The 13033-nt window shown below is 72.1% G+C and carries 13 protein-coding genes and 1 tRNA gene; 7 read left to right on the top strand and 7 right to left on the bottom strand.

Annotation, left to right across the window (positions count from 1 at the left end):
* Positions 1-88: 88 nt before the first annotated feature.
* The 3 genes from ABZ948_RS28450 to ABZ948_RS28440 all read right to left on the bottom strand — a co-directional run bounded on the left by ABZ948_RS28450 (position 89) and on the right by ABZ948_RS28440 (position 2223).
* Complete coding sequence (locus ABZ948_RS28450) at positions 89-526, bottom strand: DUF6153 family protein (RefSeq protein WP_359764162.1); 438 nt, start codon at positions 524-526, stop codon at positions 89-91.
* 85 nt (positions 527-611) lie between these two features.
* Positions 612-1463 carry a DUF5753 domain-containing protein gene (locus ABZ948_RS28445; protein WP_359764160.1) on the bottom strand — a complete coding sequence of 284 codons (852 nt, stop codon included), beginning with the start codon at positions 1461-1463 and terminating at the stop codon, positions 612-614.
* A 10-nt stretch (positions 1464-1473) separates the two neighbouring features.
* Positions 1474-2223, bottom strand: a complete 750-nt coding sequence (locus ABZ948_RS28440; protein ID WP_359764158.1) for a DUF6879 family protein — start codon at positions 2221-2223, stop codon at positions 1474-1476.
* A 173-nt stretch (positions 2224-2396) separates the two neighbouring features.
* On the opposite strand from ABZ948_RS28440, the gene ABZ948_RS28435 reads away from it, so the two are divergent.
* Positions 2397-3032, top strand: a complete 636-nt coding sequence (locus ABZ948_RS28435; RefSeq protein ID WP_359764156.1) for a DUF6415 family natural product biosynthesis protein — start codon at positions 2397-2399, stop codon at positions 3030-3032.
* On the top strand, positions 3029-3439 hold the full coding sequence (locus ABZ948_RS28430) for a hypothetical protein (protein ID WP_359764154.1): 411 nt from the start codon (positions 3029-3031) through the stop codon (positions 3437-3439). The genes ABZ948_RS28435 and ABZ948_RS28430 overlap by 4 nt, the downstream gene beginning before the upstream one ends.
* A 90-nt stretch (positions 3440-3529) precedes the next feature.
* Here ABZ948_RS28430 and ABZ948_RS28425 read toward each other — a convergent pair.
* Positions 3530-3601, bottom strand: a tRNA-Val gene (locus ABZ948_RS28425).
* Between the two features lie 198 nt (positions 3602-3799).
* On the opposite strand from ABZ948_RS28425, the gene ABZ948_RS28420 reads away from it, so the two are divergent.
* The 4 genes from ABZ948_RS28420 (at position 3800) to ABZ948_RS28405 (ending at position 7314) form a co-directional block, all read left to right on the top strand.
* Positions 3800-4732 carry a DUF4097 family beta strand repeat-containing protein gene (locus tag ABZ948_RS28420; protein WP_359764152.1) on the top strand — a complete coding sequence of 311 codons (933 nt, stop codon included), beginning with the start codon at positions 3800-3802 and terminating at the stop codon, positions 4730-4732.
* 74 nt (positions 4733-4806) lie between these two features.
* Entirely contained in the window at positions 4807-6210 is a 1404-nt protein-coding gene (locus tag ABZ948_RS28415) for a hypothetical protein (RefSeq protein WP_359764150.1), read from the top strand.
* Positions 6211-6262: 52 nt separating this feature from the next.
* A complete protein-coding gene (locus tag ABZ948_RS28410) occupies positions 6263-6484 on the top strand; it encodes an FmdB family zinc ribbon protein (protein WP_359764148.1) in 222 nt (73 codons plus the stop codon).
* Between the two features lie 47 nt (positions 6485-6531).
* On the top strand, positions 6532-7314 hold the full coding sequence (locus ABZ948_RS28405) for a DedA family protein (protein ID WP_359764146.1): 783 nt from the start codon (positions 6532-6534) through the stop codon (positions 7312-7314).
* Here ABZ948_RS28405 and ABZ948_RS28400 read toward each other — a convergent pair.
* The 3 genes from ABZ948_RS28400 to ABZ948_RS28390 are packed head-to-tail and all read right to left on the bottom strand — an operon-like array spanning position 7235 to position 11757.
* A complete protein-coding gene (locus ABZ948_RS28400; RefSeq protein WP_359764144.1) occupies positions 7235-8044 on the bottom strand; it encodes an HAD family hydrolase in 810 nt (269 codons plus the stop codon). The two genes, ABZ948_RS28405 and ABZ948_RS28400, sit on opposite strands and share 80 nt — an antisense overlap.
* Positions 8044-10548, bottom strand: coding sequence for a phosphoribosyltransferase (locus ABZ948_RS28395; protein WP_359764142.1), 2505 nt, complete (start codon positions 10546-10548; stop codon positions 8044-8046). The genes ABZ948_RS28400 and ABZ948_RS28395 overlap by 1 nt, the downstream gene beginning before the upstream one ends.
* A 42-nt stretch (positions 10549-10590) precedes the next feature.
* Positions 10591-11757, bottom strand: coding sequence for an HpcH/HpaI aldolase/citrate lyase family protein (locus ABZ948_RS28390; protein WP_359764140.1), 1167 nt, complete (start codon positions 11755-11757; stop codon positions 10591-10593).
* Between the two features lie 229 nt (positions 11758-11986).
* Here ABZ948_RS28390 and ABZ948_RS28385 point away from each other — a divergent pair, with 229 nt between their 5' ends.
* Positions 11987-12931 carry a TerD family protein gene (locus ABZ948_RS28385; RefSeq protein ID WP_359764138.1) on the top strand — a complete coding sequence of 315 codons (945 nt, stop codon included), beginning with the start codon at positions 11987-11989 and terminating at the stop codon, positions 12929-12931.
* Positions 12932-13033 lie beyond the last annotated feature (102 nt).

Below are 13033 nucleotides of genomic sequence, written 5' to 3'. Positions count from 1 at the left end.
TGCTTGCTTCTGCTTGCTTCTGGAACGGGTTCAGGACACGGCGACGCACCGCACCGGGCATCGGCGCCGGCGCGGGGCGAGCGGGTGTCTATATCCGCAGAAGCTGGAGTTCGGAGAGCGACGGCGGGGCGCGCGCACCGTCCGGATCGGCGACCGTGTGCGCCCGTACGACGTCCTCACGTACGGAGACGGGCACCGGATCGGCGACGAGCAGAGGCAGCACGGGCCCACCGCCGACAGCACCGGACGCACAGGTCGCGTCGGCGTGCTGGACGTGCCCGTGACCGCAGTGCCCGTAGGAGGTGGCCTGCGGGTGATGTGCCGCGGAAGTGCCTTCGTGGGTCTGGTCCGCGTGCGAAGGCTGCGCATGCATCGGCTGCGCATGCGTCTGCCCGGGGAGACCACCACCGGGCGCCAGCCCGTGCATCCCCAGCAGACCCACCAACAGCCCCAGCACACACAACGCACGCCACCGCCGTACGGCGAATCGCGGGGCACACTGTCCGGGGCTGCTCACGCCGCACATCGTAGAGAACGCCCCGGGCCGATGGGGGCCCGGGGCGTTTTACGGTGATCCGGGCGCGGACGGTCGTGGAAGGTCGTGGCCAACGTCAGAACGGGTTCAGCGTGCGCCGAACCCGGCTGATGAGGTTCTGGGCGTCCGCTCCGTAGACCGCCGACTCGCTCAAGGTGTCCCACACGCGCCGGTAGGAGACCACGGTCGCATCGTCGTCGAGCCACAGCTCGGCGTGCCAGTCCTCGGCGATGACGAGGCTGCCGTCGAGGATCCAGAACCCGTTCGCAGCCGGGACCCGCAGCGAGGCACTCAGTGGAATGATCCCGAGCTCGATCGTGTCCATCCCGACCTGGCCCGCCAGCCGGTCCAGCTGGGCGGCGAGGACAGACGGCGGGCACACGAGCGCGTGCAGCGCGGCCTCCCACACGAGCGCGTGGAACCGTCGGCCGCCCTGATACAGCCACGCCTGTCGTTCCATCCGGGAGCGGACGGCCTCCTCCGTGTCGCGCTTCGTCCTCTGCAGATCGGCGTACCGAAGGAAGATGTGCCGGGCGTAGTCGGCGGTCTGGAGCATGCCCGGGACGACAGCCTCTTCCCATGCGTGGATGACGCGTGCTCGGTCGACAGCGACGTTCCACGTGTCCTGTACGGGCCGGTGCCCGGCCGCGAGCTGGCGGTTCCACGAGCGGATGTGAGCCTCGAATCCCCTGAGGCGCGCGTCCAGTTCACCGACCACTTCGGGCTGTCCCACGGCGTGGGCCCAGGCGTGGAGGTCCTCACTCGTCGCGGTCTGCCGGCCGCCCTCCAGCTTGTAGACCTTCGAGTGCGGCCAGCCCAGCCGCTCGGCGAGCACGGTGCCGGTGAGTCGGCCCTCAGAGGCGGACAGGCGTAGCTCCCTCAGCCGACGGCCGAGGGCCTCCCGGGCCTGCTGGTAGTCCGTGCTCACCGGCGGCGATCTACTCCTTCGTGTCGATCTGCGCGACGAACTGGTCGTAGGGCACGGACGCGTGTACCGCGGCGTCGCGGACCTGGCAGTACCGCAGCACCTCGGCGGGCTCGGTGATGATCTCGACGTCATGGAAGACGTCCTCGTCGTCGAAGCGGAGGACGGCAACGAGGCGGCTGTCGAAGATCCAGAAGTCCTCAGCGGGCAGATGCGCCCGCTCGGCGTCCTCTCGCCACAGGTTCCGTACATCCTCGCCGGTGGCGGCGTTGCACCGGGCGTAGGACAGCAGGAATCGCTGCCCGTCGGTCGGAGGGTTGTCGACGACGCGCACGCGGCCGACGTACTTGCCCTCCTGGGTCTGCCGGAGGATGTTCTGGCACCAGTCGCTGTCGAGGTCCATCGGTGCCTGGCCAGTGGCGAGGAACTCGTCGAAGCCGAGGTCTTCCCGGTCGGAGGCGTAACCGCGCCTGGTCTCCAGGTGCCAGGCCGAATGCTCGAAGTGGTGGAACAGCCGGCCGAATTCCTCCAGACCGATCACCTTGGGCACGCGGTTCATCTCCTTCGGGCCGTGATTGACGAGCAGCTCGCGGGGCACGACGACCGCAGCGTCGTCCAGGCCGAAGTGCTGCAGCCGGCGCAGGTCGGCAGGGTCGGTGAGAGGTCGCCCCTGCACGATGATGTCGCCGCTGTCGAGGTCCTCATGGATCGCGGGGCATCCGCCGTTCTTGCTGTCCGTGCCGTTGAACCGCAGTCGTCGCATGGTTCCTCCCCTGCCGGTGGCCGGTGTCCATCCACAGCATCACCACGCCCGAGGCACCGCACTACCGGGTGCACCCCGCTTCATGCGACCACACGAGAACATCCGGTCAGCTCCCGAGAACATTCGAGAACATCACATCGCGTCCGTCAACACCGCCTCCGTACGGTCCAGTCATGGCCGAAGCAACCGCACAGGACGTCGACCCTTCCACTGCCGTGGAGTCCCTCCGGGCGGCTATCGATCAGGATGCGCCCGCCCCGCCCGACCTCGCGGTGATGCGCGAGACCATCCAGACAGCGCTCGGTTCCGAGTCGGGACCGCACCCGATGCTGTCAGACGACGAACTGACCACGCTCACCGCCGCGCTGCGCAGCCACCTCTCGGTGCTGGGGCCCAGGGTCGCGGAAGCGGCCGAGCGACTGCCGAAGAACTGCCCCACCCGCGCCGCTGCCTTGGCCTGCGCCGGCGAGGCACGCGGCAAACTCCGCGCGCCGGAGCTGAACTTCGCCCCGCTGGTCGGCAGCGTCATGTACGCCCGGAGACTCGCCCGCGTCCTGGTCGCTCTGTGCGAGCACTACGAGACCGTCAGCGCCGGAGTGGCAGAGACCCCCGAGCAGAGGGCGTTCATGCGCCTGGCAGACCACTGCCTGCGGTGCCCCACCTGCCGCACCGTGGACGACGACGGAGCGAACGCCCGGCTCCCCTGCGAGGAAGAAGCCACGCTGTATGACGAGTACCGCAAAGCGTGCGCTCGCGCCGCCGCGGCCCGCCGTGTCAGCCACGGACGCCGTCTGGAGGCATCGGCATGAGCACTACCGAGGCCACCGCCCCTGAAGCTCCCGACTCTGACGAAGAGTTCCAGCGGCTGGGCGAGCAACTCCTGCGCACGGCGAAGTCGTCCCGAGCCCGGGCCGCCGTCCAGGCGCTCGTCGAGGAACGGACGATCCTGGCGGTCCCGGCCGTGCGCCGCGCCCTCGTCATCGACACCCTCGACGGTGCGCAGGCCCACTTCGAAGCCCTGTCGGGACGCCAGTACGGACTGGGCCTGGACGAAGGGCAGCGGGCGTTCCTCCACCTGGTCCTGTCCATGGTCGGCATCGGCATCACCACGCTGGCCTCCGTGGAAGACCTCGACGACCGCCGCCTGCCGATCATGCTCCGGGCGATCCTGCGGCTCGCGGGCAACAACGACATCGCCGTCGGCCGCCGCCTGTGACCCCTGGGGCACACCGCGCTGGCTCGCCGGGCAGGGCGAGAGGCCCCCCGCCACGTGCTCAGGAGGCCTCTGACCTGCTACTCAGTACCGTGGGCGCGGACGGTTTCGAACCGCCGACATCCTGCTTGTAAGGCAGGCGCTCTACCCCTGAGCTACGCACCCGGCTCCCGGGACACGCGCCCAGGACGAGTCGACAGCCTACATTGCCCGGGGCACCGTCCCGCAAACCCGTTACGGGGCCGTGCCGGGGGTTAACCCCACCGTTGATCCGGGAGTGGCCCGGATCCCCCTGAGGGGCCCGGATCCATACGGTCGTAGAGCGCCCGAGAGCGCCCGTCGTCCGTCCAGGGGGAGATCGTCATGGCCCGCACCACTCGCACTACCGGCACCACCGGTACTACCGGCACTACCGGCACCACCCGCACCGTCCCCGCCCGCGCGGTCGCCGTCGCCGGTGCCGTCGTGGTGCTCGTCGCCGGTCTGAGCGCCTGCGGGGCGTCCGCCGGGGACGACACGGACCCGGACCGCCGGTCCTTCGACCTCCAGGGCCGCACGCTCACCGTGGACTCCGACGACTCGGCCCTGGAGATCGTCGCCGCCGACGACCACCCCGCGGGCCGGATCGACGTGACCCGGTGGTTCCAGGGGTCCGTCGTCATCGGCAAGGACCCGAAGGTCACCTGGTCCATGCGGGACGACCGGCTGGTGCTGCGGCTGAAGTGCTCCGGCGTCGTCGCCGACTGCTCGGCCAAGCACCGCATCGAGGTGCCCCGCGGTGTCACCGTGAAGGTCCAGGACGGCGACGGCAGCGTGCGCGCCCGGGGCTTCCGGGACCCGCTGAGCATCCGCACGGGCGACGGCTCCGTCCGCGTCACCGACACCACCGGCCCCCTGGAACTGCGCACCGGCGACGGGTCCATCCGCGTCAGCGAGGCCACCGGCCGCCTGGACATGCGCACCGACGACGGCTCCATCCGCGTCAGCGACGCCACCGGCCCGCTCCGGATGCGCACCGGCGACGGTTCCATCCGGGCGGACGTCTCCTCCCGTGACGTGCGCACCCACACCGGTGACGGCTCGGTCCGCCTGGAACTCGGCGCCGTACCGGACCGTGTCGAGACCCGCACCGGCGACGGTTCCGTGAGCATCGCCGTGCCCCGGGCCGCCTACCGGGTGACCACCGAGACCGGTGACGGCGGCGTGGACGTGGACGTGCCCCGCGACGAGAACAGCCCGCACGTGGTGTCCGCCCGGACCGGCGACGGCAAAGTGACGGTCCGAACAGCGAACTGATCGGCCCGTGTGTTCGTCCTCTACCGGTGGGAGAATGACACCGGGCAGGGTGGACCACAGCACGGGAGAGGGATGTGACGGCGACACCAGCGCAGCCGTACTCGCCGTCGGTGCCGCGCGCACATCGTCCGCGCCGCCGCCCCGACCGCGCCCCCGGCCCCCTGCGGGACACGCTCACCCTGGCGGTGCTGCCCCTGCTGGCCGCGCTGGCGCTGCCCGCCGCCTTCGCGGGCGGCGGCACCCGGCGCTGGTTCGGCGGCCGCGCCGAGGGCCAGCGGGCCGAGGCGCAGGCCGCGAAGGACGCCGCGGCGGCGGCCTTCTACGAGTTGGACACCGCCCAGCGCGACCTGCGCATCTCGATCGAGACGATCACCGCCGTCGACGATTCGCCCGCCGCCCGGCGCGCCGTCACCGACTTCGACGCCCTCGGCCGCCGCATCGACGAGGCCAGCAGCCGGTACATCAACGCCGTCGACGCCCACGACCTCGACCGCGACGACCTGGAGGCCTCCGCGGCCTCCCGCGCCCGCGCCGAGCTGACCGCCGCCAAGGAGGAACTCGGCCGGGTCAAGCAGGAGCTGGACCGCTTCGCCGACGGCCTCGGCCCGCTGCTCGGCAAGGCCGAGACCCAGCTGGCCCGCCTCGCCCCCGCCGTCGAGCGTGCCCGCCAGGGCCTGCTGGCCGCCTCCAACGCCCTGGACTCCGTACGCGCCTCCGGCCTGAAGGCGGACGATCTGGCGGCCCGGCTCGCCGCCCTCTCCCCGGAGCTGACCAAGCTGAACCAGGGCGCCGGGCAGCACGGCGTGCCCCAGACCCTGGAGCGCGCCGAGCGGGTCACGCGGGAGGCCGAGGCGGTCCGGGTGGAGGCCGAGCGGCTGCCCGACCGGGCCGCCGAGATCGACCACCGGCTCGTCTCCCTGCGCACCCGCGCCCAGGCCCTCACCACCCGCTCCGAGCAGGTCCCGCCGATCCTGAGCGAACTGCGCCGCCGCTTCACCGTGGCCTGCTGGCAGGACCTGCAGGGTGTCCCGGACGCCGCTGTGCAGAACGTCCGGCAGGCCGAGGTGAAGCTGGCCGAGGCCCGCACCGCCCGTGACGAGCAGCGCTGGGCCGACGCGACAGCCCTGTTGTCGACCGTACGGGCCCTGCTGAACACCACCGACGAGGCCGTCTCGGCCGCCGGCGACCGTCTGCACCGCCTGAACGCCGTCCAGAAGGACCCCCAGCAGGAGATCGACCGCACCCGCTTCGCCATCCGCGACGCCCAGCGCCTCGCGATGGCGGGCCGCAACACCCCCGACCCGCGTCACGCCCGGCCCCTGGACGACGGGGTGGCGCGCCTGGAACGGGCCATCGCCACCCTGGAGGGCCGCCACCCCGACTACTGGCACTTCCTCACGGAGACCGAAGCGGTACGCCGGGCGGTGGCCGACGTGGTCTCCCGGATCCGCGAGGAACGCGGAGCGGCCGGCCACTGACCCGGCTCCCGAGCCTCTACGACAGCCGCGGCACGCCGGTTAACCTGTGCGCATGCCTCGCTACGAGTACCGCTGCCGGACCTGCGGCGACACCTTCGAACTGAGCCGTCCCATGGCGGAGTCCTCCGCTCCCGCGGCATGCCCCTCGGGTCACGACGACACAGTGAAGCTCCTCTCCACGGTCGCGGTGGCCGGTTCGGCCTCCGCCCCGGCCTCGGCGCCCCGCGCGGGTGGCGGAGGAGGCGGCTGCTGTGGTGGCGGCTGCTGCGGCTGACGCCTTTCCTCAGGATCCCTTCAGGTCCGGTTCCCTAGCGTGGCGGCATGACAGCCATCGCCGCGGACGCCGGACCGCAGTGGGTCAACGACCTCATGGACGCGCTGGGCGCGCCGGGTGCCGGTCTCGCCATCGCTCTGGAGAACCTGTTCCCTCCCCTGCCCAGCGAGGTGATCCTGCCGCTGGCCGGGTTCGCCGCGAGCAGCGGGCGGATGAGCCTGCTCGCCGTCCTGCTGTGGACGACGGCCGGCTCGGTGATCGGCGCGCTGGCGCTGTACGGGGTCGGCGCGCTGCTCGGCCGTGACCGGACGGTGGCCATCGCGGGCCGGCTTCCGCTGGTGAAGGTCTCGGACATCGAGAAGACCGAGGCGTGGTTCCTGAAGCACGGCACCAAGGCCGTGTTCTTCGGCCGGATGATCCCGATCTTCCGCAGCCTGATCTCCGTGCCGGCGGGCGTGGAGCGCATGCGCCTGCCGGTGTTCCTGGGCCTGACCACGCTGGGCAGCGCGATCTGGAACACGGTGTTCGTGCTCGCGGGCTACTTCCTCGGCGCGAACTGGCACCAGGTCACGGACCTCGTCTCGACCTACTCGAAGGTGGTCCTGGCGGTGGCGGCCGTGGCGGTCGTGGTCTTCATCGCTGTACGACTGCTGCGACGCCCCAAGGAGACACGCCCCCAAGGGGCGCGGGGAACCGCGCGACAAGCCACCACGCCGCCGCACCCGTACGAGGACCAGGACACCCGAGTCCTCAGGCGCCCCGTACTGCCCCCAGAAACTCCCGCAGGATCCGCTCCCCGGCGAGGACACCCCGGTCGGGAAGCGCTCTGATCGAGGGAGCCGTGAAGCCGGCGTCGGCCAGCTCGCCGTGTCCGGGCCGCCAGCCCTGGTCCGCCGCGAGGAGCAGGTCGGTGTCGAGCAGGGAGTCACCCGCGGCGAGCGTGAGCTCGGCCCCGGTCCGCCGGGCCACCTCGCGCATCGCCGCGCTCTTGGTGAGCGGCTTGGGCACGGCGTAGATCTTGCGGCCCTGGAGGGACACCGTCCAGCCGCGGTTCTCCGCCCAGACCGCGAGTTCCTTCACCCAGTCCTCGTGGAGCAGTTCGCGCTCGACGACGAGGTAGGCGAAGAGGTCGTCGGCGGTGCGGTGCTTGCGCACCCAGACCGGGTCGGCGGCCCGCAGCAGGTGTTCCTGCACCTCGGCCAGGGGCGCGCACTGGTCGGCCAGCCGTGCGGTCACCTGCGCGTGCCAGTCGGGGTCGGAGACGCCGTCCACCATGAGGTGCCCGCCGTTGGCGCAGATCGCGTACGTCGGCTCCGGGCCCGGCAGGTTGATGCGCTGGTACTGCTTGCGGGTCCGGGTCGTCGTCGGCACGAACACGGCCGCGTCGCCCAGGTCGGTGAGGAGCCGGGCCGCCGTCTCCGTCATGTACGACAGCGGCTTGCTCTCGTGCACCTCCACGCACAGCAGCCGGGGCGCCCGCGCGTCGGGCATGGTCAGCGCCAGGGCCGCGGAGGAGTAGATCAGGGTGCGGTCGAGGTCGCTCGCGACGAGTACGGGCATCAGACCGTCACCGCCTTGCCGTCGGCGCCGGTCGCGCCCCGGGTGTACTTGGGGTGGATCAGGCCGACGCAGGTGTAGGGCAGGTCGGCCACCTCCTCGACGGGCACGCCGCGTTGCCCGGCCAGCAGGCGGACGTGGTCGAGGTCGCTGCCCGCCCCGGCGCGTGCCAGGACCTTCCAGGGCACGCGGCGGAGCATGACCCGGGTGGTCTCGCCGACGCCGGGCTTGACGAGGTTCACGTCGTGGATGCCGTACTCCTCACTGATGCGTTCTACGGCGGCCCAGCCCTCCCAGGTGGGCGAGCGGTCGGCGGCGAGCAGTTCCTTGGCCTGGGCGCAGGCGGCGTCGGCGATCTCGGGGAAGCGGGCGGAGACGGCGTCCAGGAAGGCCACCGAGACGTCGGTGGCGGCGAGTTCGCGGTAGAACTTCGCGCCGTGGTAGTCGTGCGGGCCGACCAGGTCCGCGCGCAGCACGGTCCGCGAGATCAGGCCGGAGACGGTGGAGTTGAGGCAGGCGGAGGGGATGAGGAAGTCCTCGCGGGTGCCGTAGGTGCGCACGCAGGAGCCGGGGTCGGCCAGGACGGCGATCTCCGGGTCGAAGCCGGTGGTGCCGTCGGACTTCTCGAACTCCGTCAGGGCCTGGGCGAGTTCGCGGGTGATGGCGCCCTTGCCGGTCCAGCCGTCGACGAAGACGACGTCCCGGGGGTCGTGGTGCTCGGCGAGCCAGCGCAGCGCGTTGGCGTCGATGCCACGGCCGCGGACGATCGACACGGCGTAGTGCGGCAGGTCCAGGCCGTGCCGGTACTGGGCCCAGCGGCGCATGAGGATGCCCACGGGGGTGCCGGCGCGGGCCAGGGAGACCAGGACGGGGCGGGGGGACCGCTCGGCGAGGACGGTCTCGGTGACGACGCCGACCGCCTGGGCGATCCGGGCCGCCGAGGTCTTCAGCGCGGAGTGGAACAGCTCCTGGTACTGCTCGGTCGGCTGGTACTCCACGGGCAGCGACTCCGCGTAGTGCGCGCCGCCGCTCTGGATGGCCTCCTCGCGCTCCTCGGTCGGCGCCTCCAGCGTCACGTCCGAGAGGTCCTGGAGCAGCCAGCCGACCTCCTCGGGCGCGTACGAGGAGAAGGCGGGGCCGCGGAGGGGCTCGGGCAGCATGGAGGGCCTTTCGGGGGCGTACGACGGTATGACGGCGAGGAGGACCCGGGGCGTGTGCGCGGCGAGGCGGGCCAGCAGACCGTCGGGCGCGTGCAGCGCGGGGGTGTCCGCGGCCGAGTCGACGACGGCGACCACGGCGTCGAAGCCGGCGCCGGCGACGTTGTAGGCGTACCGCTCGCCGGGGCCGTCGGCGGGGTCGTCGTGGGCGGGGAAGACCAGGCGGGTGCGTATCGCGTAGCCGGGGTCGTCGACGGCGAGGACGGGCGAGCGGGTGGTGGTGGAGTAGCGGACCTCGGCGTCCGTGGTCCGCTCCAGGGCCTCGGCGAGCCGCAGCGGGGCGTACATCAGCTCCTCGAAGCCGAGTATGTGCACGCGGCGGGCCGCCTCGGGCAGGGCCTCGGCGAGGCGGGCCGCCATCCCCGGCAGAGCCGCCTCCAGCCGTGCGCGGTGGGCGGGGGTGAAGCCGTGCCGTCCGCCGTCGGGCAGGCTGCGGGGCCAGCCCAGGTCGATGCGGGTGACGTGGGGGTGGGTGCGCTCGTCGTCCGGCCGCGGGCCGGTGGGGGCTGATCGCGCAGTTCCCCGCGCCCCTGGAAGGGCGCTGTCGGCCTCGTGGCGCGCCACCAGCTCCTGCCCCTTCTCAAGCACCCCGTCCGGCAGCCGCACCGTCCCCGAAGCCGCCGCCACGAGATCCACCCGCGCGCCGATCTCACGGGCGAACTCCTCCAGCCGGCCGGCATCCGCCGCCGACCGCATGTCCACCAGCGCCACCACGACGTACCGCCGCCGCGGGTACCGCGCGTGCAGGTCCCGGATGGTGTTCAGCACCGTGTTGCCCGTGGAGAACTCGTCGTCGACCAGGACCAGGGGCCCGTCGCCGGCGAGCAGCGCGGGGTCCTCCGGCAGCAGCAGGTGCGAGGTCGCGTGCGAGTGGGACTCCTCGAAGCCGCCGGCCGGGGCGAGGCCGGCGACCGGGCGGCGGGTGGAGTGCAGGTAGGGGGCGAGACCGAGGCCGTCGGCGACGGAGTGGCCGAGGCCGGTCGCGGTCTCCGCGTAGCCCAGGACGACCGCCGCACGGGCCTCGTCGTCGCCCAGCAGGTCACGGACCCGGCGGCCGAGCTCGACCCCGTGGCCGTACACGACGGACGGCGACTGCGGCACGTGCTTGCCCAGCACGTTCGACACCAGCAGGTGCGCCCGCTTGGGGTTGCGGCGCAGCGCCAGGCCCAGCAGGTCGGTCAGCCGGTCGTCACCGGCGAGCCCGACGCCGAGCCGCTCGGCGACCCAGCTGCCCGACCACACGCCGTCGCGCACCTCGTGGTGCGGCCCCTCGTTCACTGCCTTCTCCATGGATTCCCTGCGTCGCGATCACCGGTGTACCAGACTCGGAACTCAGCTCGGCAGCCCCGCCGCGAGCAGTTCCACGAAGCCGATGTCCTCGTTCGCCACGCCGAAAACCTCGGCACGCAGCAGGGTCCGCTCGGCCCAGGCCCGATGCGGCTTCACCTCGTTCATCTTGTTCGTGTAGGCGGATCTCAGGACACCCCCGCCGCCGCGCTCGGGGCGCAGGATGTCCTGGGCGTCCGAGAACTCCTCGTGGCTGACGACCGACAGGGCGTGGACCGGCAGCACGTGCGAGGGGTGGATGCAGGTCTTGCCCAGCAGGCCGTTGGCGTGGTCCAGGGAGATCTCCCTCAGCAGGCCGTCCATGGCGTGCTCAATCAGCTTCTCGCGCAGGTCCGCGGCCTGCACCTCCAGGAAGGGGCTCTGCCGCAGCATCGGCTTGAACATGCGCTCCTGGACCCGGAAGTACTCCCACACCGGCCCGGTCACGGTGAAGCCGGTCCCGTCGGCGCGCCCCAGCATGTTCACCACGTCGGCGATCACGGAGGCGACGATCTGCACGTCGTAGGCCGTCATGTCGGGGCCTCTGCGCAGCCCGTAGGAGGAGCAGAAGTCCGTGACGCCGAGGCGCAGGGCGAGGACGCGGTCGCGGTACTTGTCGATCGCCCGGGAGATGCCCTCCAGGGTCTCCACGCGGGTCTCGCGGTACAGCAGCTCGGGCGACTCCAGCACCGGCATGGCGAAAAGGCGACGGCCGCTTTCGGCCTCGGCGGTCGCCAGGGCCTCCAGGAAGGGGATGCCGCGTTCCTCGGTGAACTTGGGCAGCACGAATCCGGACAGCAGGCGGACGGCGGGGCCGAGGCGTCGCACCAGGTCGGGGATCTGCTCGGGGACGCGGACCCGGATGAACAGCAGCGGCGGGTCGGCGTCCGGGAGGGCGTCGAGGGCGCCGAACTGGCGGACGAGGTTCTCCTCGCCGGGGCCGACCTCCGCGTCGTCGATGGAGTCCTCCAGGCACAGCACCATCGAGACCACGCCGCGTCCGCCCTGCTTGAGGACGTCGTCGGCGAGCCGCGGCCGGGTGGCCGGGCTGTAGAGCGTGGCGCCCAGGGCGGCCGAGAGCAGCCGGGCCGGGGAGTCCGCGGTGAACACGCACGGCTCGCGGTGGAAGAGACGCTTCCGCACCTCAGGGGCGATGTGCCCGAAATGACGCATGGAACTCCCCCGTGGTGGTTGTGCGACCTGCGAATCGTCGAAAGCTGGCCGGTAATAGTACGTAGAAGTCCATGTCAGAGGTTCCCGTCAGGCATGAATTTCAGGTAACGCGGGCAAGCACAGCCGGGCCCGGCCATGTCGACGGTAGTCGCCGTCGGCCCGCGGCGCCGCTCGTGGTGCCGAGGCCCCCGCGTTGTCGTGAGCAGGACCGAGAAGGCAGGATGACCGCATGACGCACGCGATGCTGAAGGGGTCGAACGTCCCGCTGGAAGCCACCACGGTGCGCGCCGTGCTGCGCTGGACACCCGGGCAGGGGGTTCCGGACGTCGACGCCTCCGCGCTGCTCCTCGGCCCCGACGGTCGTGTGCGCTCCGACGAGGACTTCGTCTTCTACAACCAGCCCCGGCACCCCTCCGGGAAGGTGTGGCGGCTCGGCAAGAAGCGGGTCGCCGAGGGCCTGACCGACACGATCCAGACAGAGCTCACCGGTGTCGAGACGGAGGTCGGCCGGATTCTGCTGGTCGCATCGGCGGACGGCGTCACGTTCGACCGCGTGCAGTCCCTGCGCATCCTGCTGTACGACGCGGCGGACACCGGTGCGGAGGCGCTGGCGTACTTCGACGTCAAGCCGGAGACCGGTGAGGAGACCGCGCTGATCTGCGGCGAGCTGTACCGGCGCGGCGAGGGCTGGAAGTTCCGGGCGCTGGGCGAGGGCTACGAGAACGGACTGAAGGGGCTCGCGACCGACTACGGCATCTCGGTGGACGAGTCGGAGGCGGCGGCACAGGAGCCGACGACGACGGTGCCCACTCCCCCGGCCACGGCCGCCCCCGCACCCGAAGCCGCGCAGCCGACGGCCGCCGGTCCCGCTCAGCAGCCCCCCGCCACGGTCCAGCACTCCCCCGACGTGTCCCGGCCGCTGCCGCCGGAACAGCCGACCGCGGTGCCCACGCAGCCGGCCTACGGCTACCCGCCCCAGCAGCCCCCGACGACCCAGCCGGCGTACGGCTACCCGCAGCCCACGAGCCGGCCCGGCTACGGCTACCCTCAGGCACCGGCCACGGCGGGTGTCGCGGGGGCGCAGACCGGCTACGGCTACCCGCCGCCGACCGCCGCGGCCCCCGACCCGGACTTCCGCCTGCCCCCGCAGGGTCCGCAGTTCATCGGACGCTAGGCCCTAAGGCCTGTCGTTTGGATCAGATCGCAGACGCGGGGCCTGGCACGCGCATCTGCCGCGTTGTCGTCGGTTGCCGATGCTCCGCATCGCCGCCCTCCT

It is taken from the genome of Streptomyces olindensis, assembly GCF_040645895.1.
Taxonomy (GTDB): domain Bacteria; phylum Actinomycetota; class Actinomycetes; order Streptomycetales; family Streptomycetaceae; genus Streptomyces; species Streptomyces olindensis.
This window is presented reverse-complemented; position numbering and strand designations above follow the sequence as displayed.

Coding starts and splice junctions, on each gene's coding strand:
- ABZ948_RS28440 (WP_359764158.1), bottom strand. CDS start 2,223: ATGCGACGACTGCGGTTCAACGGCACGGACAGCAAGAACGGCGGATGC.
- ABZ948_RS28395 (WP_359764142.1), bottom strand. CDS start 10,548: ATGGAGAAGGCAGTGAACGAGGGGCCGCACCACGAGGTGCGCGACGGC.
- ABZ948_RS28400 (WP_359764144.1), bottom strand. CDS start 8,044: ATGCCCGTACTCGTCGCGAGCGACCTCGACCGCACCCTGATCTACTCC.
- ABZ948_RS28390 (WP_359764140.1), bottom strand. CDS start 11,757: ATGCGTCATTTCGGGCACATCGCCCCTGAGGTGCGGAAGCGTCTCTTC.
- ABZ948_RS28410 (WP_359764148.1), top strand. CDS start 6,263: ATGCCTCGCTACGAGTACCGCTGCCGGACCTGCGGCGACACCTTCGAA.
- ABZ948_RS28405 (WP_359764146.1), top strand. CDS start 6,532: ATGACAGCCATCGCCGCGGACGCCGGACCGCAGTGGGTCAACGACCTC.
- ABZ948_RS28435 (WP_359764156.1), top strand. CDS start 2,397: ATGGCCGAAGCAACCGCACAGGACGTCGACCCTTCCACTGCCGTGGAG.
- ABZ948_RS28385 (WP_359764138.1), top strand. CDS start 11,987: ATGACGCACGCGATGCTGAAGGGGTCGAACGTCCCGCTGGAAGCCACC.
- ABZ948_RS28430 (WP_359764154.1), top strand. CDS start 3,029: ATGAGCACTACCGAGGCCACCGCCCCTGAAGCTCCCGACTCTGACGAA.
- ABZ948_RS28420 (WP_359764152.1), top strand. CDS start 3,800: ATGGCCCGCACCACTCGCACTACCGGCACCACCGGTACTACCGGCACT.
- ABZ948_RS28450 (WP_359764162.1), bottom strand. CDS start 526: ATGTGCGGCGTGAGCAGCCCCGGACAGTGTGCCCCGCGATTCGCCGTA.